This window comes from Corynebacterium sp. HMSC072D12 (assembly GCF_001813925.1).
GTDB classification, from domain to species: domain Bacteria; phylum Actinomycetota; class Actinomycetes; order Mycobacteriales; family Mycobacteriaceae; genus Corynebacterium; species Corynebacterium aurimucosum.
Window position 1 is genome coordinate 170,869 of the sequence record NZ_KV814392.1, and the last position, 19,321, is coordinate 190,189.

A 19,321-nucleotide genomic window follows, 5' to 3' on the forward strand; every position below is an offset into this window, starting at 1 on the left:
ACCATTTCAACGCTTTTCTGTAACGCTCGGCTGTCTGATGCAACATACTCAGTGAGCCCACGAACAATATGGAGTTATTTAGTGTCTGTCCTTACCTTGCCTGGTTCGCGCAAGCGGGAATTCTCCCGCCTGTTTCGCGAGCATTACCCGGCGGTGCTGGCCTATTTGCGCCGCCGCGTCCCACCGAGTCACGCGGAAGAGCTGGCGGCTGATGTATTTGAGCGAGCGTGGGCTGGCTTCGACTCTTTACGCGGCACGCCGCTGCCGTGGCTCTATGGCATCGCCCGCAATGTGATGCGGGAGTTCTACCGCACCCGGCGGGAGACGGAGAACCTCGACGACCATGAGCTGGAATCCTATGCCGGTTATGACGCAGTCGATGCCAATCTCGACATCACTCGCGCGTTGATGCAGTTGCCGCATGCCGAGCGCGAAATCCTCACCCTCCATGCGTGGGAGGGCCTCGACCACCCCGATATCGCCGAGGTCCTCGGCATTTCCCGCAATAACGTGCGCGTTCGACTGCACCGCGCGCGTACCCACCTATCCGAACTCACAGGAGAAACCGATGTCTAACTCTCTCGACAAACTCCGCGCCGCCAATCCTGTTCCCGACACCGCGCTTGACGACGCCTCCCTCTCCCGCTCCGAAGACACCCTCGCACAGATTACGAAGGGTCGGCCCACGTGGACAATAGCGGCGGCCTCCGTCGCGGTGCTTGCGCTCATCGGTGGCGCCTTCCCGTTGCTCAATAACTCGGAGCCCGTGGCCTCGGCCGCAGAGATTCTGACGCAGGCCGGCGAAGCTGCGGCCACCCAGCCCGATGCCGTGGATAAAGGTGTGACCGCGAAGGAATACATGAAGCGCGTCGATACCCTTGGCGATGCCACCGCGATCACCGAATATGCGGTGGATGCCGGCGGTGCCGTGGAGGTCTCCTCGCAGGGCGAGGTGCCAGGCTTCGATCCGCAGCCCTCCATCAACCCAGAAGACCTCGTCGTTGCGACCGATCGCGCCGGGTTGGAGAAGCTGGCGGATTCCTTCCCGAACCACGCCCTCGGAGCGCTGGAGCTGCTGCTCCAGCCCGGACTAAGTAGCGAGCAACAGAAGATTGCTTATGACATGCTGGCGGAAGCAGACGGCAATGAGGTCGGCACCGTTGAAGGTGAAGGCGAGGATCAGCTGGTTACCGTGATTCGCGATTCCGACCAGGTCTCCTTCTCCGTCTTGCCTGCGACCGGCCAACTGGTGCGCGTGGTCGGCCTCGTAGGCCCGGACGTGGAAACCACCATCGATGCCACCGCGATCTTGGACTGCGTCTCCGTCACAGGCCTGGAGGGCCCGGACCGCATCTCGCTAGCGTGCGCTGACAATAATTACCTGGTCAACGAATTGGACTGGCAGCGCTGGGGAGCCGACTCCGCAGAGGCAGAGGGCGTGGCCATCGAAAATGACTGTGACCCAAACTGCGCGGAAGGCACATTCAATGAGGATCGGGTGAAGGTGGTCGTCGATAAGCGCGTGGCGTGCGGCTACCATGCCGAGGTTTACTCTCGCGTGCGCGTGCAGTACCCGGATGGGCGTGAGGAAGAGCAGCAGATTGGCTGTGCGCCCTAGGTAAGTTGGCGCAGGGCGAACTGGCCGTACATGTCTCCTAAAGCCTCGGCGGTGTAATCACCGTCGGGGCTAAACCATTGGGCCACACCGATGCCCATATCGATGAGCGCCCAGCAGGCGATTTTGAGGTTCTCCGCGTGGAAATCGCCTTCGTTGACCACGGCCATCCAGCGCGCGACATAGTCGCGGCGTAGCTGCAGGACGACGGACTTGTGGGGCTCTTCGAGGTTAGTGAGCTCGTTGTTGACCACGCGGACGCGCCGAGCATGGGTGGCATGGTAGATGACATGGGCTTTCATGGTGGCGACGAGCTTGTCGCGGGGATCGCTGAGCCCGGCGAGGCAGGCGGCGTTGGCGCGGAGGAGATCCTCCATGGCGGTGATGGTGACTTCGGCGAGGAGCTCCTGTTTGGAGGAGTAGTGGTTGTACAGGCTGGAGGCGCGCATGCCGACGGCCTTGGCGATGTCCTCCATGCCGGTGGCGTGGTAGCCGCGCTGGTCAAAGAGGTCGAGTGCGGCGGCGGCGATTTGGTCGCGGCGTCTCTGGTTGGCCATGGTGGGCGTCCTCCTCAATGAGCTAATGGTGGTTAGTGTACCTGCGATGTGGGTTGTGGGGGACGGTTGGGGGCTGGTTTGTCTGGTGGCTGTGCTTGCGTGGTCATGCCGCGTTGTGTGTGGTCGTGTCACGTTATGTGTGAGGCACTTGACAGCCAATGGAGAGTCAGGTCACAATTAGGGCTAATAGCCATTCGTATTGCCTGTTTATTGGAGAACTCACCATGTCTCACAACCTCTTTGAGTCCACCACTGATTTCTTGGGTGTTTTTGACAGCCTCTCTGAGTCCGATGCTGCGGGGTGGAAGCGTGCAGCGCAGTTTCGCGAGTACTCCGCCCCGGTGATCAACCGGCACTGGCAGGCTGCGGAGTACCCACTGGACTTGGTTCAGCGCTTGGGCGACTTGGACGTGATGACGGATGGCCTGGCGGTGGAAGGCCATGAACAGATGTCCACGCTTGGTGCTGGCCTGGCACTCATGGAGGTCACGCGCGCGGATGCCTCGATGGGCACGGTGATTGCGGTGCAGGCTGGGCTGGCCATGCGCTCAATTTCGATGTTGGGTTCTCCGGAACAGCAGGCCTTGTATTTGCCGCAGATGGCTTCGTGCTCTTTGCTTGGTGCCTTCGGGCTGACGGAACCGGCTCACGGTTCGGACTCAATTGCTTTGGAGACCACCGCGGTGCGCGACGGCGATGAATGGGTGCTTAATGGCGAGAAGAAGTGGATCGGCAACGGCGCTTCCGGCGGAATCACGATCATTTATGCGCGCATGGAGGACGGCAATGTTGGCGGTTTCATCGTCCCGCAGGAGGCTCCTGGCTATTCGGCTTCGGTGATTGAGGGCAAGCTGTCCCTGCGCGCTATCCATCAGGCACACATTACGTTGACTGATTGCCGAATCCCCGCAGCTAATCAGCTCCCGGGCTGCCGCAGCTTCAAGGATGTGTCTCGCGTTCTTACCGCTACCCGCATTGGTGTGTCCTGGATGGCGCTGGGCTCCGCGGTGGCCTGCTACGAGATTGCCCGCTCGTATGTGCTGGAGCGCGTGCAGTTTGGTCGCGAGCTGGCGAAAGCGCAGATTATTCAGCAGCGCTTGGCCAATATGGTGCTTGACTTGAGCCAAATGATGCTGACCTGCCGTGAGGTCTCTTTGCGCGAAACCGCGGGGACCTTGGCCCCGGAGCAGGCCTCGGCGGCGAAGCTCCACAACACCCGCGCTGCTCGTCGAATTGCCGCTGATGCCCGCGACATGCTCGGCGGTGTGGGCATCCTGCTGGAAAACGACATCGCGCGTCACTTCGCTGACGTCGAGGCCATGCACACCTACGAGGGAACCGATACCGTGCAGTCCCTGATTATGGGCAAGAAGATTACCGGTTTCTCGGCCTACAAGTAGCGTTTCGAAGTGGCCCCATATTCCACCGTGCCCATCTTTTCCCACTATCGCGGTCATTCTAGGTTCGAGTCCTGGTGGGGAGGCCTCTGTTGGAACCGTCGTGAGCGGTCGAAGATGGTTCTGCTCAGAAGGCATTAGTGAGAAGGTTTGTTTGGGGGCAAACGAACCTTCTTTGTGCTGTTAGAAGGTTTACTTGGGTGCAAACGGGCCTTTTGACTAGAGACTTCTGAGTGAAGCCTTGTGAGTGGAACCTTGTGGATTACTTTGTTGAAGGATCAGCCAATTCGATGGATGAGTTGTAGTTATCCACAGACGGGGAATCGACCGTAGCTTTTGAGGGCTGGAAGCCATGATGATGGAAGCATGATTGACGATTCACACCTCATTTACCTACGACCCCTTTCGAACAACCACCCTGTGTGGAAACAACTTGCTTCAGGTGAACTTATTCGCCTCACCTCGCGTTACGCGATAAACAGCGAGTACTATTCAGCTCTTCCTTACTACCAACGCCATCTCTTTGACATCGTTGCCTTCGGGCGTAGCGCTCATCGGTCAGTTCTCGTGGAAAGATCTGCGGCCAAACTGTTGGGCTTGTGGACGCTGTCGTCTCGGGACGCACAAGTTGTTCTAGCACGGCAATCCAAAACAGTCCCGCCGCGACGGCAATGGGATAGCAAGGTGATGTACCGAAAAATGTGGCTGCCAACCTCAGACATTATGGAGCGCTTCGGGCTTCGGTGCACGTCGGTTGCGCGCACCTGCATCGACGTCGCACGGCTTGCGACGTTTGAGGAAGGGCTGATGGCTGTCGACTCCGCTTTGCGCAAACGACTCGTTAGCATTGACGATTTACGGTCAATGATCACGGCAATGGGCCGTGTAAAAGGTGCTGCTCAGGCTAGGAAAGTGGTTATGCACGCTACCGCCCTCGCCGAATCTCCCTATGAGTCCTATGCGCGCGGCATGTTAATTGTGGAAGGTCTGGGAAAGAAACTCGTGGTTCAGCCAGAGCTTCAGGGTGGGTATCGGCCGGACTTGCTTCTCAACGGCAAAGTCATCATGGAAATAGACGGCGCTGTGAAGTACGACGGAGCGACCTACGGAAAATCTACCGAAGCGGTGATACGGGCTGAGCGGCAAAGAGAGAAATACCTTCAGAATCTTGGATACATCGTGCTGCGCTATTCACCACGGGATCTTCTCCAGAACCGAGAACAGGTTCTTAACGAGGTGCGCGGTGCGTTAAACACCGTGCAACCTCGTTCAGCCTAGCGAGCCTCCTTGTCAGCACGAGGGCGCTGCCAGATGGTTTCATTCAGAAGGCATTAGTGAAAAGGTTTGTTTGGGGGCAAACGAACCGTTTGTAAACGCCTAGATGGTTTACTTGGGGGAATGCGACCGGGGAAGCCCAACGCATGTGGGCCTCGAGCATTCGCGTTTTAGCGCTTCAGCCCCGCGATCATGGTCTTCAAGTTGCTGCGCAGGAAATCCTCGTAGGTTCCCGCGACCGTGCCCGGCTTGCCGAGCTCATCGGAGTGCAGTGGCTCGTCGAAGATCGGAATCCCGGCCTCCTTCGAGACGGTCTTCATGGGGCGCGTATCCACGTTCGACTCCACGAACAGGTGCTTCGGGCGCTTGTCCTTCAGCTGGCGCACGAGGTGTCCGATCTGCGCGGGGGAGCCGTTTTCATCCGTGTCGATCTGCCAGATATACAGCTGCTCCATGCCGTAGGTGTCGACCATGTATTGGAAGGCATGTTCACTGGCCACGAGCACACGATCCTCCTTCGGCAGCGCACCGATCTGCTCGCGGTAGTCGGCGTCGATGCTCTCCAGCATGGCCTTGTACTCCGCCCCCTTCTCCTCGATGTGCTCGGCACGCTCGGGCAGGGCCTCGGCCAGCGCCGCGGTCACGTTCTCGGCCATCGCGATGCCGACGGTCGGGTCCAGGAAGGCGTGCGGGTTGATCTCCTGATTGCCCTTTTCGTCCTTGAGGTACTTCGGTTCCACGCCCTTGGTGGCCTCGACCATCTGGGAATCGTCCAGGCCCGCGGTGTTTTTCAGTTTCGCGAGCCAGCCGTGCTCACCGCCCTCGAGGTTCAGCCCGTTGTAGAACAGCAGGTCGGCGTCGCTCGTCGCATCCAGGTCCGCGGGCAGGGGGTCGTAGTCGTGCGGGTCCGTGCCGGTCGGCACGAGGTTATGGACGTCCACCGCCTCGCCGCCGATCTCCTCCACCAGGTCCGCCAGCAGCGTGAAGGTGGTGACGACGTTCAGCTGCTCACCGTCTGCCTTCTCCTCCGTCGAGAAGGTCACGGCCCCGAACACGAGGGCACCGCCCACCAGGAGGGCCAACAGCGCGGCCAGTGGCTTATTGCCCAGCGAGCGAGCAATCAGTCCCTTGCCTGGCGCGAAGAGGAAAGCCAGCAGGAACAGCGCGCTGGCGGTCAGCACGATCGTCACGCCGGAGGACACGTTGTAGCTATAGCTCAGGAACAGCCCCACTACGGAGCTGAGCGCCGAGATCGCCACTGAAAGCCCGATCATCACTCCCAGCCGGTTCGTCAGCAGGTACGCCGCCGACGCCGGAGTAATCAGCAGGGAGACCACCAGGATCACGCCCACCGTCTGCAGGGAAATGACCGTCACCAGCGTGAGCACCACCATCAGCCCGTAGTGGATTGCCCGCACGGGCACGCCAGCCGACTGCGCCATGACGGGGTCGAAGGTGCTGAGCTTGAGCTCCTTGTAAAAGACCAGCGTGAGAATCAGCACGGCAGCGGCAATACCGATCGAGAGGTTGCGGTCGGCGTCCTGAACGGTCAGGACGTTGCCGAAGAGGATCTCCGTCAGATCCGTCGCCGTCTGCGCTTTCGCCATGAGCAGCACGCCGATCGCGAAGAAGGCGGAAAAGACGATGCCGATCGCCGAATCGTTCTTCACAGTGGAGCGTTCGCTGATCAGCCCGATCGCCAGTGTGGCGAGTAGACCCGCGACCACCGCCCCGAGGAAGAGGTTCGTGCCGAGCAGGTAGGAGGCCGCGACCCCCGGTAGTACGGCGTGCGAGATGGCGTCGCCGATCAGGGCCATGCCGCGCAGCACGATGAAGCTGCCGACGATGCCGCAGGCCACGCCCACGATCACCGAGGTGATCAGCGCATTTTGCAGGTAGCCGTGGCTGAGTAGTGAGTCGAGGAACTCCGCGATCATGCTGTCTCCTCCTGGAGGGCTGCCTGCCGTGGCGTGGGGTGGGCTGGTGCTGACGGCTCGCGGATGACGAGCGCGCCGAAGGCCTTCTGCAGCACGTCGGGGACGAAGACCTCCTCGGTGGGACCCGCCGCGACGAGCTCGCCGTTGAGGACGATGAGGTCGTTGTAGTAGCCGCGCACCGTGTTCATGTCGTGGTGCACGACGACGACGTGCTTGCCCGCGTCCGCCATCTGCCGCAGCAGGGTCACGATCGTCTTCTCGCTGGGGACGTCGATGCCGACGAAGGGCTCGTCCAGGAAGATGTACTCCGCGTCCTGGACGATGGCGCGGGCAAAGAGGACGCGCTGGAACTGTCCGCCCGAGAGTTCGCTGATGTGGCGGTGGCGAAAGTCCCACATGTCGACGTCCTTGAGAGCCTGGGTGGCTGCTTCGCGTTCGGCCTTGCCGGGGCGGTGGAAAAGACCCAGGCGCGGGTAAGTGCCCATCAGGACGGTGTCGAAGACGCTGGTGGGGAAGTTGCGGTCGAGGTCAGAGCGCTGCTCGATATAAGCGATTGCGCGGCGCTGCTCGGCGGGGGCCTTGCCGTCGAGGGTGACGGGGTAGCCGGCAGGGGCGCCGGTGGGGCCTGTGCCGTGGACGTTGTGTTTGTCCAGGATCTGGAGCATCGCCTTCATGAGGGTGGATTTGCCTGAGCCGTTGGGGCCGATGATGCCGTGCATGCCGGGGGAGTCGAGGGTGAAGCTGATGTTCCGAATCGCGGTGTTCGCGCCGTAGCTCACGCTCAAGTTCTGGACGCTAATACTCATGGCAGCCAAGAATAGTGTTCAGTTCAATGTATCACCAAATTCAATGTATTGAACTTTGGGGTGGGGTGGTGTTGGGGGGCAAGTAAACCATGTGACTAATGCCTTTTAAGTGGAACCATGTGCAAGTTTGAGCTGTACACAGAATGACCAGCTCAAACTTGCAAGTGACCAGCTTAAACCTGCCTGTCAATTGCCGGTCCAGGTCGCAACGAACAAGGAGAAACCCCACTCCGAAAAAGGGAGCGGGGTTGGGAAATAGAAGCGGCCGGGGCTAGTTGTTGAGGGGCTTGCGGGTTGCGGCCATGTGTTTGGCGCGCTCCACGTTGGCTGGGAGGAGGACCAGCGGTACGTCGAATTCCACTTCGCGCTCACAGAACTCGGTGAAGCTCAGCGAAGCCGAGGCGGAGTTGGAGGAAGTAGGGGCGGTATACATCTCGGCGAGCTTGGCCACGATAACGTGGTCGTTCTCGGTGGTGCCCTCGATGGGCCAGTCATGGTCCAAGGCGGGGGAGCCGGAGTACATCTCGATAGAAGCGTCTGCAGGCGGGGTGTAGGAGGCAGCCAGGTCCGCGGCCTCGAGCAAAGCGTGAGCGAGGACGTGGTCGAAGGACATGAGCACGACGTCATCCGAGGATAAGAAGCCAGCCTTCTGGGCTTCGAAAGCAGAAGAGAAGTTGCGGGCGGAGGCGATGAAGTCGAAGGCCTTCTGGTGATAGTCTTCGACACCGGCTGCCTTGAGGCGCTCCAGCGAAGAGATAGTGCCCGTCCAGCCTGGGTAGAGACCCACCGTGCGCTCCGGGAAACCGAGGCGCGTATCGGCATGAGCAACAATGCGGTCGCAGGCCAAAGCGGTTTCGAATCCGCCACCCAAGGCAACACCCCGCACAGCCGCTACCACGGGAACCGGGACGAACTTGAGTGCACGCAGGGTTTCCGAGCCATCCGAAATCAATGATTCGACGCGCGAAGCGGAACCCGATTCACCCGCAGCCGCAATGGACGCGAGGTCCGCCCCCGCGCAGAAGACCGGCTTGTCGTTAGCAATGACCAGAGCGACAAGGTTGGAAGAGGGCACAGCGTCGAGGGCGGCTCGAATGACCTCGAGAGCCGGGGTTGGCATGGAGTTCATCGGTGTGTGCAGGTCGATGATGCCGATGCGTCCAGCAGAGGTGGACACCGCGTAGACTGCGCCCGCCTCCAGAGAAACGATGGTCTCAGTATCAAGAGAAGACAGCGTTACGACGCCCTCGCGCGGCGCGAGCTCCTGACGAGAACCCGTCGAGGACAGCACTGAGCCCTCGCCATAAAAGCCACCCGCCTGAGCAGCAGCGGAGACCAATTCAGGAACGTCTGCACCATAAGCGGAGGCGACGTGGTCGATACCGATGGCGTCGGCAAGCGCGAAGATGCCCTTCTTCCAGCCGAAGCCTAAGGTCAGTCCCTCGTCGATGAGGCCCACGTGGTCCGCGATGGAGGGAGCTACCTCGCAGCAGTAGGCCAGCGTGTCGAGGAAGACCGCGCGGGCAAAACGGCCGCCGGGGGAGTCAGTGTCCATGACCTCGCGCGGATCCTTGAGGCCCACGACAGGATCGGAGGGTTGAGTACGGGGCACGTACTCGTAAGAGGAGTTGATGACCTCGTCACGGCCGCGATAGAAGCCACCCTCACCAGTGCGGCCGGTCAGCCCCCGAGAAACGAGACCTTCGATGAAGGAGTCATCACCAAGGGGGACGTCAAGCAGCGGATCACCTGCCGGCAAGGCCGTCTCCAAAGACTTCCAAATGGGCTTGACCAGCTGGAGACCGATGTAGTCGAGCAGCCCGAAAATACCGGTGCGGGGGATGCCGAAGGCGCGGCCGAAGGCAGCGTCCGCAAGCTCGTAGCTCACGTCGAACTCGCGGGCGCGGGCCACGCCGGCGGCCATCCAGTAACAGCCCACGCGGTTGGCAATGAAGCCCGGCGTATCGCGGCACTCAAGAGCAATCTTGCCCAGGGTTTGCTCGATGGTCGTTCGCAGAGCAGCCTCCGTGGAGCCGGAAGCGATGAGCTCTACCAGGCGCATGACCTTCGGTGGGTTGAAGAAGTGCGTGATGGCGAACTTGTCGCGGCGGGCTTCCGGCACGCCCTCCAGGAGCGACGCCAGTGGCAGGGGAGAGGTATTCGAGCTCAACAGAGCATCCGCAGACAAATGAGGCTCAATGGCCTGATAGAGCGAATGCTTGGCGCCGAGGTCTTCGAAGATGGCCTCGATGATCCACTCGCGGTCCTCCAGCAAGGCGTAGTCATCGCTGGCGCGCACGCGCTCGGCAAACTCCGGCAGGTGGAAACCCTTGCGCTTGAGCTGGATCTCGACGCCCCTCTGGGCACCCTCCGCGTCCTGGTCCAGCAGCACGACGTCCATGCCTGCCGACGCACACAGCGCCGCAATGCCGGATCCCATAGAACCTGCTCCGATGACGGCTACCTTGGTGATGCTCATTTACTTCGCTCCATTCTCAATAATCATGGCGATTCCCTGACCGCCGCCGATGCACATGGTGACCAGGCCATAGCGCTTGCTTTCGCGGCGCAGCGCATAAGCTAGCTTGGTCAGCAGGATGACGCCCGTGGCACCAACCGGGTGGCCGTGCGCGACGGCACCGCCATAGATATTCGTCTTGGCCGGGTCGAAGCCCAGCTGGTCCTGCACGGCGATGGCCTGGGCGGCGAAGGCCTCGTTTGATTCGATGAGGTCAATATCCTGCAACTCCAGGCCGACCTTCTCAAGCGCCTTCGGCACTGCAGCCACCGGACCGATGCCCATGCGCGTCGGGTCCACGCCCGCGATGGACCAGGACACAATCTTCGCCAGCGGGTCTAGGCCGCGCTTGGTCACTTCCTCCGCGGTGGCCAGCACGGCGGCCGCAGCGCCATCGTTGATGCCGGAGGCGTTGCCGGCGGTGACGGTTCCATCTTTAACGAAGACCGGCTTGAGCTTTGCCAGCTTCTCGACGCTCGTCTCCCGCACGCTCTCATCAAAGTCCAGCTCGCCGACCGGGACGATTTCCTCGGTATGCACGTCCTCCGCGCGGGCCTTCGCGGCACGCTCCTGGGACTCGGCGGCGAATTCGTCCTGGCGTTCGCGGGAGATGTTGTTATCCGCAGCGACGTTTTCTGCGGTGACACCCATGTGGCCGGTGCCGAAGGGGCAGGAGAGTGCGCCGGTGAGCCAGTCGTAGAGTTTGCCATCCCCCATGCGCTTGCCAAAGCGCGCTCCTTCGACGGAGTAGGGCGCGTTACTCATGGATTCTGCGCCGACGGCTAACGCTAGAGAGCCGTCGCCAGACTGCAGGAGTTGGGCTGCACTGATGACTGCTTGGACACCGGAGCCGCAGAGGCGGTTAACGCCCATGGCAGTGGAGGAGTCTGGCAACCCTACGTTCCGGGCAATCGCGCGGGAGAGATAGAGGTCCTTCGGCACAACGGGCATGACGTTGGAGGCCACGGCGGTGTCGAGGTCTTCTCCTGAAAGCCCCGAACGCTCAATAGCCGTTTCGGCCGCAAGGGAGCCAAGTTCGGTCAGGGAAAGCCGCGCGAGGCTGCCGCCGAATTTGCCGATAGGCAGGCGTGCAGCCCCGGCGATGTAAATGTCCTGGGGCATGAATTCCTCCATAGATTTATGCGAATGGCCATTAGTTAACTTGTATCCTAGGTCACTTTCTATTGCCGTGCAATGAAATCTGGCGAGGGGTGTGGGGGTGGCTGCACTTTTGCCGTGGGTGTAACGTGCGCCACCCCCGCGCTGTTTACAGATTGTTCAACAACCCTTATGCTTTCACCAACGTTTAATGCGACCTTCGTCACGAAAGGTGCCCAACAATGAGTTCGGACCCCACCAAATCCTCCGCTTCCCAGGAAGCCGCCCAGAACGCGCCGCAAGAAGCGCAGGCCCCCAAGGGCATCGGCGCCATGGCCGGCGCCATGTTCCTCATGGCCACCTCCGCCATCGGCCCGGGCTTTTTGACCCAAACCTCCGTCTTTACCGTGCAGATGGGCGCCGCCTTTGCCTTCGCCATTGCGCTGTCGATCATCGTCGACATCGCCATTCAGCTGAACGTGTGGCGCGTGCTTGCCATCTCCGGCATGCGTGCCAACGAGCTGGGTAATACTGTTCTGCCCGGGCTGGGATGGTTCCTCGCCATTCTCGTCTTCATCGGCGGCATGGTCTTTAATATCGGCAACATCGCCGGCTCGGGCCTCGGCCTTAACGCCCTGCTGGGCATCGATGCTCGTATCGGCGGCCTTATCGCCTCCGCTATCGCCATCTTCATCTTCTTGTCCAAGCGGGCGGGCGTCGCGCTCGACCGCATCGTCGCCGCGCTGGGCGCCATCATGATTCTGCTCATGCTTTACGTGGCGATTGTTTCCCAGCCGCCGGTGGGCGAGGCGCTGAAGAACACCGTCATGCCGGAGAGCGTCGATTTCTTCGTCATCACCACCCTCATCGGCGGCACGGTGGGCGGCTACATCACCTTCGCCGGCGCGCACCGCCTCATCGACTCCGGCCTGTCCGGCCCGGAAAACGTCAACGCGATTACCAAGACCTCCGTGCTCGGCATCATCGTCACCGGCATTATGCGCGTGCTACTCTTCCTCGCGGTCCTCGGCGTCGTGTCGACCGGCGTTGCGCTCTCTGAAGACAACACGGCTGCCGATGCCTTCCGCCACGCCGCCGGCGAATTTGGTCTCCGTGCCTTCGGCGTTGTGCTCTTCGCTGCCGGCTTGTCCTCCGTTATCGGCGCGTCCTACACCTCGATCACCTTCGTGACCACCCAGAAGGTCAGCCCGCGCACCCGCAATTTCCTCACCGTAGGCTTCATCGTTGTCTGCGCCATTCTCTTCGGCATTCTCAACTCCGCGCCGCAGAAACTCCTCATTTTCGCGGGTGCCTTCAACGGCATCATCCTGCCCATCGCTTTCGCTATGGTGATGTGGGTCGCGTTCAAACGCCACGACCTTACCCACGGTGTTAAGCAGCCGATGTGGCTGCTCATCGCCGGTGTGCTGGCACTCGCGTTGGAAATCTTCATCGGCATCAAGTCCATCTCCGGAATCGTTAACCTATGGGCATGATGCAGACTCCCGCAGAAGTGCGCGCCTTTGCCCGCGCACACGACATGACCACCACTGCCGGCCACGCCCGCGGCTTTATGCAAGCCAACCTCATTGCCCTGCCGCGCGAGTACGCCTTCGACTTCCTTCTTTTCGCGCAGCGCAATCCCAAGCCATGCCCCATCGTCGGTGTGCTGGAGGCGGGGCAGTTCACTTCTGAGCTCATCCCGGGCGGGGACATCCGCACCGACATCCCGGCCTACAACATCTACGAGGACGGCCAGCTCACGCAGACGCTTGGCGACGCTTCCCCCTTCTACTCCGAAGACATCGTCTCCTTCCTCATTGGTTGTTCCTTCACCTTTGAGAATGCACTTGTGGAAGATGGTATTTCCATCGCTCATATCGAGCAGGGCCGCAACGTACCGATGTATCGCACGACGATTCCCTGCACCCCGGCGGGTGCCTTCTCGGGGCCGATGGTGGTCTCCATGCGCCCCATTCCTGCGAGCCAGGTGTCCGATGCCGTCCGCATCACCTCCCGCTATCCAGGCGTCCACGGCGCCCCGGTTCACGTGGGCGACCCGGCCGCCATCGGCATCGAAGACCTATCGCAGCCCGATTTCGGCGAAGCCGTCGACATTCCTGAGGGCACAATCCCGGTCTTCTGGGCGTGCGGCGTGACTCCGCAGGCCATCGTGATGAACTCGCGGCCTAGCCTGGCCATCACGCACGCCCCAGGCAAGATGCTCGTCACCGACATCCCGGACCGCAACTTCCTCATCCCCTGAGCCCCCAGTTCGGTGGCGTTTCCTCTAGCTCTCATGACGCTGATACATGGTTCTACTCAGATGGTTCTGGTCAGAAGGTTTGTTTGGGGGCAAACAAACCTTCTGTGAATGCGTACATGGTTCACTTGGGGGTAAACGAACCTTTTGACCCGAACCATCTCACTAGAACCATGTGGGCCGAGCAGTTTCGCGCGGGTGGAACCGGCTAACAGGAGCGCAGGCGCAGCTAGAGGATTCGGAGACTAAAGGACCCGAAGAATCGATTCCATCGCGCGCATCAAGTCCGCGCGGCAGGCATCGGCGGCGGCCTCACGTTCGCCTTGCGCGATGAGGTGGGCTAAGTCGATGTTGGCCTGCACGTGGTTATCGTGAATCTGCGGGTAGCGCTCCAGGGTCAACAAGAAGGTGAGTCGCATGCGCGCTAGGAGATGAGACATGGAGCGGTCCAGCGTCGGTGAGCCCAGACCAGCGACCAACCTCTTGTGGAAGCGCTGGTTGATGAGGGGGCGGGGAGCGCCGTCTTGCACGGCGGATTCGGTCAGCCGCACCAACTCGTCCGGGTCCTCAAAGGTGGCGTAGCGCGCAGCGGCCGGCTCGATGGCGGCGCGGGCCAAATAAAGATCGCGCACGAAATCGGCATCCGGGGTGGCAATGAACACGCCCCTGTGCGGGATGCGCTCCACGATGCGCTCGGAAGCGAGCATGGCGAAGGACTCCCGCAGGGTGTTGCGGGAGCATTCGAAGCGCTCGGCCGCGCGGACCTCGCTGAGCTGCTGCCCAGGCATGTACTCGCCCTCAGAGATGGCGGCGCGGAGCGCGGAGGCGACGGAATCTGCAAGCATGCGACTTACAGTAGCCCGCCGCTTAAGAAATCGTGGCGATCACCGCGCCCGGTTCCAACCTCGAGCCTTCCTTTGCCACACGGCTCAGCTTGCCCGCAGACGGAGCCTTGACCGCAGATTCCATCTTCATCGCCTCGATCGTGGCGATGGCCTGGCCTTCTTCGACCATCTCGCCGTCTTCTACGTTCCATGCCACGAGGTTAGCCTCGTAGGGGCATGTCACCTCGTTGCCGCTGTCGCTGGCCCCAGACGCCGCGCTTGCCGACGCCCCCTTCACCGGCCCCTGCGACAACATATCGGTGGGGAAGCCCACGCTGACCAGCTTGCCGTCGATTTCCAGCGCCACGCGGGTGCGCTGCGCGTAGATGGCCTCGACAGGAACGGTAGTACTCGTGGCCTCCGCGGAGGGGCGGTAGTTGTGGTCGAGCCAGTCGGTGTAGATGCCGGCCGCGGCATCGGCGTCGCCATGGTCCACGAGGACCTGGGAGGAGACCATATCGCGGTGGAAGGGCAGCACGGTGCGAACACCTTCGATATCGAATTCCTGAAGGGCCTGCTGCGCGCGTTTCAGCGCGATCTCGCGGGTTGGGCCCCAGACCAGGAGCTTGGCCACGAGCGAGTCATAGTAGGGCGGCACGATGGATCCGGAGCGCACACCCGAATCGACGCGGATGCCAGGACCGGTCGGCGGCTCAAAGCGCACGATGGTGCCGGGGCAGGGAGCGAAGCCGTTGAGGATGTCTTCGGCGTTGATGCGGAACTCGAAGGCGTGGCCGTCCATTTCAGGGTCTGAAGCATGAGCTTCAGACGCATGCGCTTCAGACGCATCGGACGAAGATGAGGAATCGGACGCGCCGGACACGAAGGAGAGAGGCTCGCCAGAGGCGATGCGGAACTGCTCGGCGATGATGTCCACGCCCGTGACCATCTCGGTCACTGGGTGCTCCACCTGCACGCGGGTATTGACCTCGAGGAAGGAGATCGTGCCATCCTCGGAGACGATGTACTCGACGGTGCCTGCACCGGTGTAGCCCACCTTCGCGCAGATGGCGCGGGCACCCTCGTGGATGCCGGTGCGCTGCTCGTCGGAAAGCGCGGGCGCCGGGGCCTCCTCGATGAGTTTTTGGAAGCGGCGCTGCGTGGAGCAATCGCGGGTGCCCAGCACGGCGACGTTGTCGTGCGTATCGGCCAGAATCTGGGCCTCCACGTGGCGCGGGTGGGTCAGGAATTTCTCCACGTAGCACTCCGCGCGTCCGAAGGCCTCCTTGGCTTCGCGGCCTGCCGAGTTGAAGGCAGCCTCGATGTCCTCGAGGTTTTCCACCACCTTGAGGCCGCGTCCGCCGCCGCCGTATGCAGCCTTGATGGCGATGGGCAGGCCGTGCTCCTCAGCGAAGGCGCGGGCCTCCTGCCAGTCATCGATGGGATCGGAGGTACCTGGTGCCAGTGGGGCGCCGACCTCCTCAGCCACGCGACGCGCAGCAATCTTGTCACCGAGCAGCTCGATGGACTCCGGCGAGGGACCAATCCACGTCAAGCCGGCTTCGGCCACGGTGCGGGCAAAGTCGGCGTTCTCCGAGAGGAAGCCATAACCGGGGTGGATGGCGTCAGCGCCGGCGCGCACGGCGATATCGAGGAGAGCCGGGATGTTCATGTAGGTATCCGCCGCGGAGTTGCCGGGAAGCGCATAGGCTTCGTCGGCCACCTGAGTGTGCAGTGCGCCAGCATCGGCTTCGGAATAAATGGCGATGGAGCGGATGCCCAGGTCACGCGCGGTTCGGGCAATACGGACGGCAATCTCGCCGCGGTTAGCAATAAGGACTGCAGAGATCATGGGTGGGTGTTCCTTTACTAGTGTTTAAGCGAGTTCAAAGCGGACCGTCGCCCCCGGCGGGAGCTGCGCGGCGATATCAATATCTTCTTCGAGGACTGTGGCGATGACCGGGTAGCCACCGGTCACGGCGTGATCGCGGAGGAAAATCACGGGCTCACCGCTCGGCGGAACCTGGACGGAGCCGGCGACCATACCCTCCGAGGGCAGCTCGCCCTCCCGGGCGCGGCTCAACGCCACGGAGCCCTCCGGGCCGACCAGGCGCACGCCCACGCGGTTGGACTGTGCAGTAACGGTCCACTCGGTGGCCAGGAACGCCTCCAGACTTTCGGGCGTAAACCAGTCATCGCGCGGGCCGAGCACGCAGCGCAGCACACCCTCGGTCTGTCCGTGCGCGCCTTCGCGAACGCGCATCGGGTTGCTCAGCTGCGCATCCGTCATTGCGGTGGAGCGGGGGAGGACACCGATGACATCGCCCAGCCGTACCGGTGTAGGCCCCAGCCCGGAGAGCACGTCGGTGGAGGCTGAGCCCAGCTCCGCATCCGCCACGATGCCACCGCGGATGGCGATGTAGCTGCGCAGGCCCACCGTCGCGGGATCCACGGTGACCGTTGAGCCGGCGGTGACGAGCACTGGGCGCGCGAGGTGTACCGGCATATCGTCGAGAAGCACGCGGGATTGGGCGCCGGTGACGCACACGACGGCGTCGGTCAGCGCGCGCAGGCGAATGCCGCCGATATTCTCTAGTACGGTGGCGCCGCGCGGGTTGCCCACCGCGACGTTGGCCGTGGCGGCCGCAGCCAAGTCAGCAGCACCCGAGGGCGTGACGCCCAAGTTGCCGCGGCCGGGGCGGCCCTGATCCTGATAAAGCGTCAGCAGGCCAGCATCGAGGACCTCCAAGCGCGGCAAGCGCGCCGGGGTGCGGCGGCCAAAAGGCGTGGTGGACACCACGTCCGGCAGCGAGCTCACCGCGCGATAGCGCACGCGGTCACCGGGCTGGACCAGTGCCGGCGGGTGGGCATCAGATTCCCACATCGGAGTTGAAGTAGTGCCCAACAGCTGCCAGCCGCCCGGGGAGACGCGCGGGTAGACAGCGGAGAAACCGCCGGCAATACCGACGGCACCAGCCGGCACCGCAGTGCGCGGGGTGGCGCGGCGCTCGATGTTGAAATTCTGCGCCGAGTCCGCCGGGGTGCAATAAGTAAAACCGGGCGCGAAGCCGCCAAAAGCGGCGAGCCACTCGGTGGACGTGTGCCAATCAATGAGGCCTTCGCGCGACATGCCCATCAACTCGGCGGCCTCATCGAGGTCCTCGCCGTCATAGAGAACGTCGATCTCCACAAAGCGCGGATCCTCGCCCGCCTGCGCGGTGGGGTGGAAGTCCTGCAGCTTCTCCGCGGCTGCGGCGGCGGAATTCGGCGTGGCAAAGGTCAACAGCAAGGTGGTGGCGGCAGCAATCGCGTCGACTTGATCTTTGAGCGGATTAGCGTCGAGGGCCGCGTGCCACGCCATGACCTGGGGCAAGTCCTCCAGCTCTATGAGCAGCGCGCGCGTTCCTACGGGGTGAATATGCATCAGATGGCGCTCCGAATCTCAATCCCGCGCGCCTGCAGCACCTTGACCACACCGCGCAGCAGCTGGACCGCGCCGGGCGAATCACCGTGCGTGCACACCGACTGGGCATCCACGTTGAGTACGGAGCCGTCGATGGCGGTAATAGAGCCGGTTTCGGCGACCTCGAGCACGCGCTTGACGACGTCCCCCTCATCACCCATCACCGCATTCGCCTCGCGCCGTGAGACGAGCGTGCCATCGGGGTTGTAGTTGCGGTCGGCGAAGGCCTCGCGGATGACGGTGAGGCCCTTCTTCTCGGCGATGTCGACGGCGATGCCGCCGGGCAGCAGCATGACGGGCAGGTCGCCGAAGGCCTTGATGCCGTCGATAACCGCGTGGGCCTGGGCCTCGTGGTGGACGATGGTGTTGTACATTGCGCCGTGCGGCTTCACGTAGGCCACCTGTGTCCCGTTGGCCTGGGCTAGGGCCTGGAGGGCACCGATTTGGTAGGTGATTTCGGCGGCAAGCTCGGCAGGTGCGTAATCGATGAAGCGGCGGCCGAATGCTGCTGGGTCGTTATAGCCAACGTGCGCGCCGACGGTAACTCCTGCCTCTGCGGCCGCCTTGAGCGTTTCCGCGATGGAGTGCGGGTCACCGGCGTGGAAGCCGGTGGCGACGTTGGCGGAGGAGACAAGCTGGAGCATCGCGGCGTCATCGGCCACGGGGTTGCCGGCGGTGGTTTCGCCGAGGTCAGCGTTGAGGTCTATGTGCAGCGCGCTCATTACAGGAGGACACCTCTTCTATAGTTCCCGAATTGTTGAACAATCTATGGGTGCCTAGTGTAGCCCGCATCACGTCATTTTGTGAAGTGTGTCCCTCATCTTTGCGGCTGTGGGAAGTGAAAGCACCCCCATCACGACCGTGATGGGGGTGCTGCTGGTTAACGCCTTTAGCTTGGCGCTTTAAAAGCTTAGGTGTAGAAGCTTTGAACTAGAACGGGAGGTTGATTCCCAGTGCCTGTGCTGCGGCTGGGCCGACTGCGGCCAGTGCGCCGAGGACACCGAGGACGATAGCGGCGATACCCAAGTCGGTCGGCTTGCCGTCTTCGGAGGAGAGCTTGCCCTTGAAGTCATCGAAGGAGCTCTGGCCATCCTTGTTCTTGTCGCCCTTGTCTCCGTCGCTGCTGCCGTTGTCGCCGCCCTGCTCGCTGCTGCCGTTGTTGCCGCCTTGCTCGCTGCTGCCGTTATTACCCTCGGTACCGGCGGAGGAGCTGTTGTTGGTGTCCTGGCTGCTGGCCTCTTCGGCGTGAGCGGCGGTGACGCCAGCGAGTGCGAGGGCACCGGTCAGGGCTGCTGCGGTGAGGTTACGGGAGATACGCTTCATGTTTCTTCTCCTGGGAATAGATCGGGAAAGTTCGGTCAATGCCGTATCAGACGATGTTGTCACCGTTAACTGATTTCGACTGCCCACATACTAACCAGAAAAAAGTGAGATGCGCCAAACTATTTTGTATTTTTAAGCTATTCCACGGGAATTGTCATGAAGGTTTCAGGGTGCGGGGTGGCGGTTGGGGGTGTCTGCGAGGAGTCATTTTGTGGCAATGCTCCTGGTTAACTTCGATATTGTGG

The 19,321-nt window shown here is 62.0% G+C and carries 16 protein-coding genes; 6 read left to right on the forward strand and 10 right to left on the reverse strand.

Features of this window, described 5'->3' with window-relative positions; all coding sequences use genetic code 11:
- The first annotated feature begins 81 nt into the window (after positions 1–81).
- Together HMPREF2943_RS04400 and HMPREF2943_RS04405 are read left to right on the forward strand one after the other, a co-directional pair.
- Complete coding sequence (locus HMPREF2943_RS04400; RefSeq protein WP_070710896.1) at positions 82–576, forward strand: RNA polymerase sigma factor; 495 nt, start codon at positions 82–84, stop codon at positions 574–576.
- Positions 569–1,618 (forward strand): hypothetical protein, encoded by a 1,050-nt coding sequence (locus tag HMPREF2943_RS04405; RefSeq protein ID WP_070710897.1) that lies wholly within the window; start codon positions 569–571, stop codon positions 1,616–1,618. Before HMPREF2943_RS04400 ends, HMPREF2943_RS04405 begins: the two co-directional genes overlap by 8 nt.
- Here HMPREF2943_RS04405 and HMPREF2943_RS04410 read toward each other — a convergent pair.
- Complete coding sequence (locus tag HMPREF2943_RS04410) at positions 1,615–2,172, reverse strand: TetR/AcrR family transcriptional regulator (RefSeq protein WP_046647001.1); 558 nt, start codon at positions 2,170–2,172, stop codon at positions 1,615–1,617. The genes HMPREF2943_RS04405 and HMPREF2943_RS04410 overlap by 4 nt on opposite strands.
- A gap of 224 nt (positions 2,173–2,396) precedes the next feature.
- Between HMPREF2943_RS04410 and HMPREF2943_RS04415 the strand changes: the two genes are divergently transcribed.
- The gene (locus HMPREF2943_RS04415) at positions 2,397–3,572 is read left to right on the forward strand and encodes an acyl-CoA dehydrogenase family protein (protein WP_070710898.1); all 1,176 of its coding nucleotides are present in this window, start codon (positions 2,397–2,399) and stop codon (positions 3,570–3,572) included.
- Between the two features lie 363 nt (positions 3,573–3,935).
- Positions 3,936–4,847, forward strand: coding sequence for a DUF559 domain-containing protein (locus HMPREF2943_RS12135; protein ID WP_083276458.1), 912 nt, complete (start codon positions 3,936–3,938; stop codon positions 4,845–4,847).
- Between the two features lie 167 nt (positions 4,848–5,014).
- On the opposite strand, the gene HMPREF2943_RS04425 is transcribed toward HMPREF2943_RS12135, so the two are convergent.
- The 4 genes from HMPREF2943_RS04425 to HMPREF2943_RS04440 all read right to left on the reverse strand — a co-directional run bounded on the left by HMPREF2943_RS04425 (position 5,015) and on the right by HMPREF2943_RS04440 (position 11,227).
- A complete protein-coding gene (locus HMPREF2943_RS04425) occupies positions 5,015–6,781 on the reverse strand; it encodes a metal ABC transporter solute-binding protein, Zn/Mn family (protein WP_246815742.1) in 1,767 nt (588 codons plus the stop codon).
- On the reverse strand, positions 6,778–7,587 hold the full coding sequence (locus HMPREF2943_RS04430) for a metal ABC transporter ATP-binding protein (RefSeq protein ID WP_035006260.1): 810 nt from the start codon (positions 7,585–7,587) through the stop codon (positions 6,778–6,780). Before HMPREF2943_RS04430 ends, HMPREF2943_RS04425 begins: the two co-directional genes overlap by 4 nt.
- 271 nt (positions 7,588–7,858) lie before the next feature.
- Complete coding sequence (locus HMPREF2943_RS04435; protein WP_070710899.1) at positions 7,859–10,066, reverse strand: 3-hydroxyacyl-CoA dehydrogenase/enoyl-CoA hydratase family protein; 2,208 nt, start codon at positions 10,064–10,066, stop codon at positions 7,859–7,861.
- Positions 10,067–11,227 (reverse strand): acetyl-CoA C-acyltransferase, encoded by a 1,161-nt coding sequence (locus HMPREF2943_RS04440; protein WP_070710935.1) that lies wholly within the window; start codon positions 11,225–11,227, stop codon positions 10,067–10,069. It abuts the gene before it with no gap.
- A 308-nt stretch (positions 11,228–11,535) separates the two neighbouring features.
- On the opposite strand from HMPREF2943_RS04440, the gene HMPREF2943_RS04445 reads away from it, so the two are divergent.
- On the forward strand, positions 11,536–12,699 hold the full coding sequence (locus tag HMPREF2943_RS04445; protein ID WP_210399721.1) for an NRAMP family divalent metal transporter: 1,164 nt from the start codon (positions 11,536–11,538) through the stop codon (positions 12,697–12,699).
- On the forward strand, positions 12,690–13,469 hold the full coding sequence (locus HMPREF2943_RS04450; protein ID WP_371325757.1) for a putative hydro-lyase: 780 nt from the start codon (positions 12,690–12,692) through the stop codon (positions 13,467–13,469). The genes HMPREF2943_RS04445 and HMPREF2943_RS04450 overlap by 10 nt, the downstream gene beginning before the upstream one ends.
- Before the next feature lie 242 nt (positions 13,470–13,711).
- Here HMPREF2943_RS04450 and HMPREF2943_RS04455 read toward each other — a convergent pair whose 3' ends face one another.
- The 5 genes from HMPREF2943_RS04455 to HMPREF2943_RS04475 all read right to left on the reverse strand — a co-directional run bounded on the left by HMPREF2943_RS04455 (position 13,712) and on the right by HMPREF2943_RS04475 (position 19,076).
- Positions 13,712–14,311: a GntR family transcriptional regulator gene (locus HMPREF2943_RS04455; RefSeq protein WP_070710901.1), complete on the reverse strand. Its 600-nt coding sequence runs from the start codon at positions 14,309–14,311 to the stop codon at positions 13,712–13,714.
- Between the two features lie 22 nt (positions 14,312–14,333).
- Positions 14,334–16,142, reverse strand: a complete 1,809-nt coding sequence (locus tag HMPREF2943_RS04460) for an acetyl/propionyl/methylcrotonyl-CoA carboxylase subunit alpha (RefSeq protein WP_070710902.1) — start codon at positions 16,140–16,142, stop codon at positions 14,334–14,336.
- A 24-nt stretch (positions 16,143–16,166) separates the two neighbouring features.
- Entirely contained in the window at positions 16,167–17,714 is a 1,548-nt protein-coding gene (locus HMPREF2943_RS04465) for a 5-oxoprolinase subunit B/C family protein (RefSeq protein WP_070710903.1), read from the reverse strand.
- The gene (locus HMPREF2943_RS04470) at positions 17,714–18,475 is read right to left on the reverse strand and encodes a 5-oxoprolinase subunit PxpA (protein WP_070710904.1); all 762 of its coding nucleotides are present in this window, start codon (positions 18,473–18,475) and stop codon (positions 17,714–17,716) included. Before HMPREF2943_RS04470 ends, HMPREF2943_RS04465 begins: the two co-directional genes overlap by 1 nt.
- A gap of 208 nt (positions 18,476–18,683) precedes the next feature.
- Positions 18,684–19,076 (reverse strand): hypothetical protein, encoded by a 393-nt coding sequence (locus HMPREF2943_RS04475; protein ID WP_070710905.1) that lies wholly within the window; start codon positions 19,074–19,076, stop codon positions 18,684–18,686.
- Positions 19,077–19,321: the final 245 nt, after the last annotated feature.

Coding starts and splice junctions, on each gene's coding strand:
- HMPREF2943_RS04405 (WP_070710897.1), top strand. CDS start 569: ATGTCTAACTCTCTCGACAAACTCCGCGCCGCCAATCCTGTTCCCGAC.
- HMPREF2943_RS04410 (WP_046647001.1), bottom strand. CDS start 2,172: ATGGCCAACCAGAGACGCCGCGACCAAATCGCCGCCGCCGCACTCGAC.
- HMPREF2943_RS04415 (WP_070710898.1), top strand. CDS start 2,397: ATGTCTCACAACCTCTTTGAGTCCACCACTGATTTCTTGGGTGTTTTT.
- HMPREF2943_RS12135 (WP_083276458.1), top strand. CDS start 3,936: ATGATTGACGATTCACACCTCATTTACCTACGACCCCTTTCGAACAAC.
- HMPREF2943_RS04425 (WP_246815742.1), bottom strand. CDS start 6,781: ATGATCGCGGAGTTCCTCGACTCACTACTCAGCCACGGCTACCTGCAA.
- HMPREF2943_RS04430 (WP_035006260.1), bottom strand. CDS start 7,587: ATGAGTATTAGCGTCCAGAACTTGAGCGTGAGCTACGGCGCGAACACC.
- HMPREF2943_RS04435 (WP_070710899.1), bottom strand. CDS start 10,066: ATGAGCATCACCAAGGTAGCCGTCATCGGAGCAGGTTCTATGGGATCC.
- HMPREF2943_RS04440 (WP_070710935.1), bottom strand. CDS start 11,227: ATGCCCCAGGACATTTACATCGCCGGGGCTGCACGCCTGCCTATCGGC.
- HMPREF2943_RS04445 (WP_210399721.1), top strand. CDS start 11,536: ATGGCCGGCGCCATGTTCCTCATGGCCACCTCCGCCATCGGCCCGGGC.
- HMPREF2943_RS04450 (WP_371325757.1), top strand. CDS start 12,690: ATGGGCATGATGCAGACTCCCGCAGAAGTGCGCGCCTTTGCCCGCGCA.
- HMPREF2943_RS04455 (WP_070710901.1), bottom strand. CDS start 14,311: ATGCTTGCAGATTCCGTCGCCTCCGCGCTCCGCGCCGCCATCTCTGAG.
- HMPREF2943_RS04460 (WP_070710902.1), bottom strand. CDS start 16,142: ATGATCTCTGCAGTCCTTATTGCTAACCGCGGCGAGATTGCCGTCCGT.
- HMPREF2943_RS04465 (WP_070710903.1), bottom strand. CDS start 17,714: ATGCATATTCACCCCGTAGGAACGCGCGCGCTGCTCATAGAGCTGGAG.
- HMPREF2943_RS04470 (WP_070710904.1), bottom strand. CDS start 18,475: ATGAGCGCGCTGCACATAGACCTCAACGCTGACCTCGGCGAAACCACC.
- HMPREF2943_RS04475 (WP_070710905.1), bottom strand. CDS start 19,076: ATGAAGCGTATCTCCCGTAACCTCACCGCAGCAGCCCTGACCGGTGCC.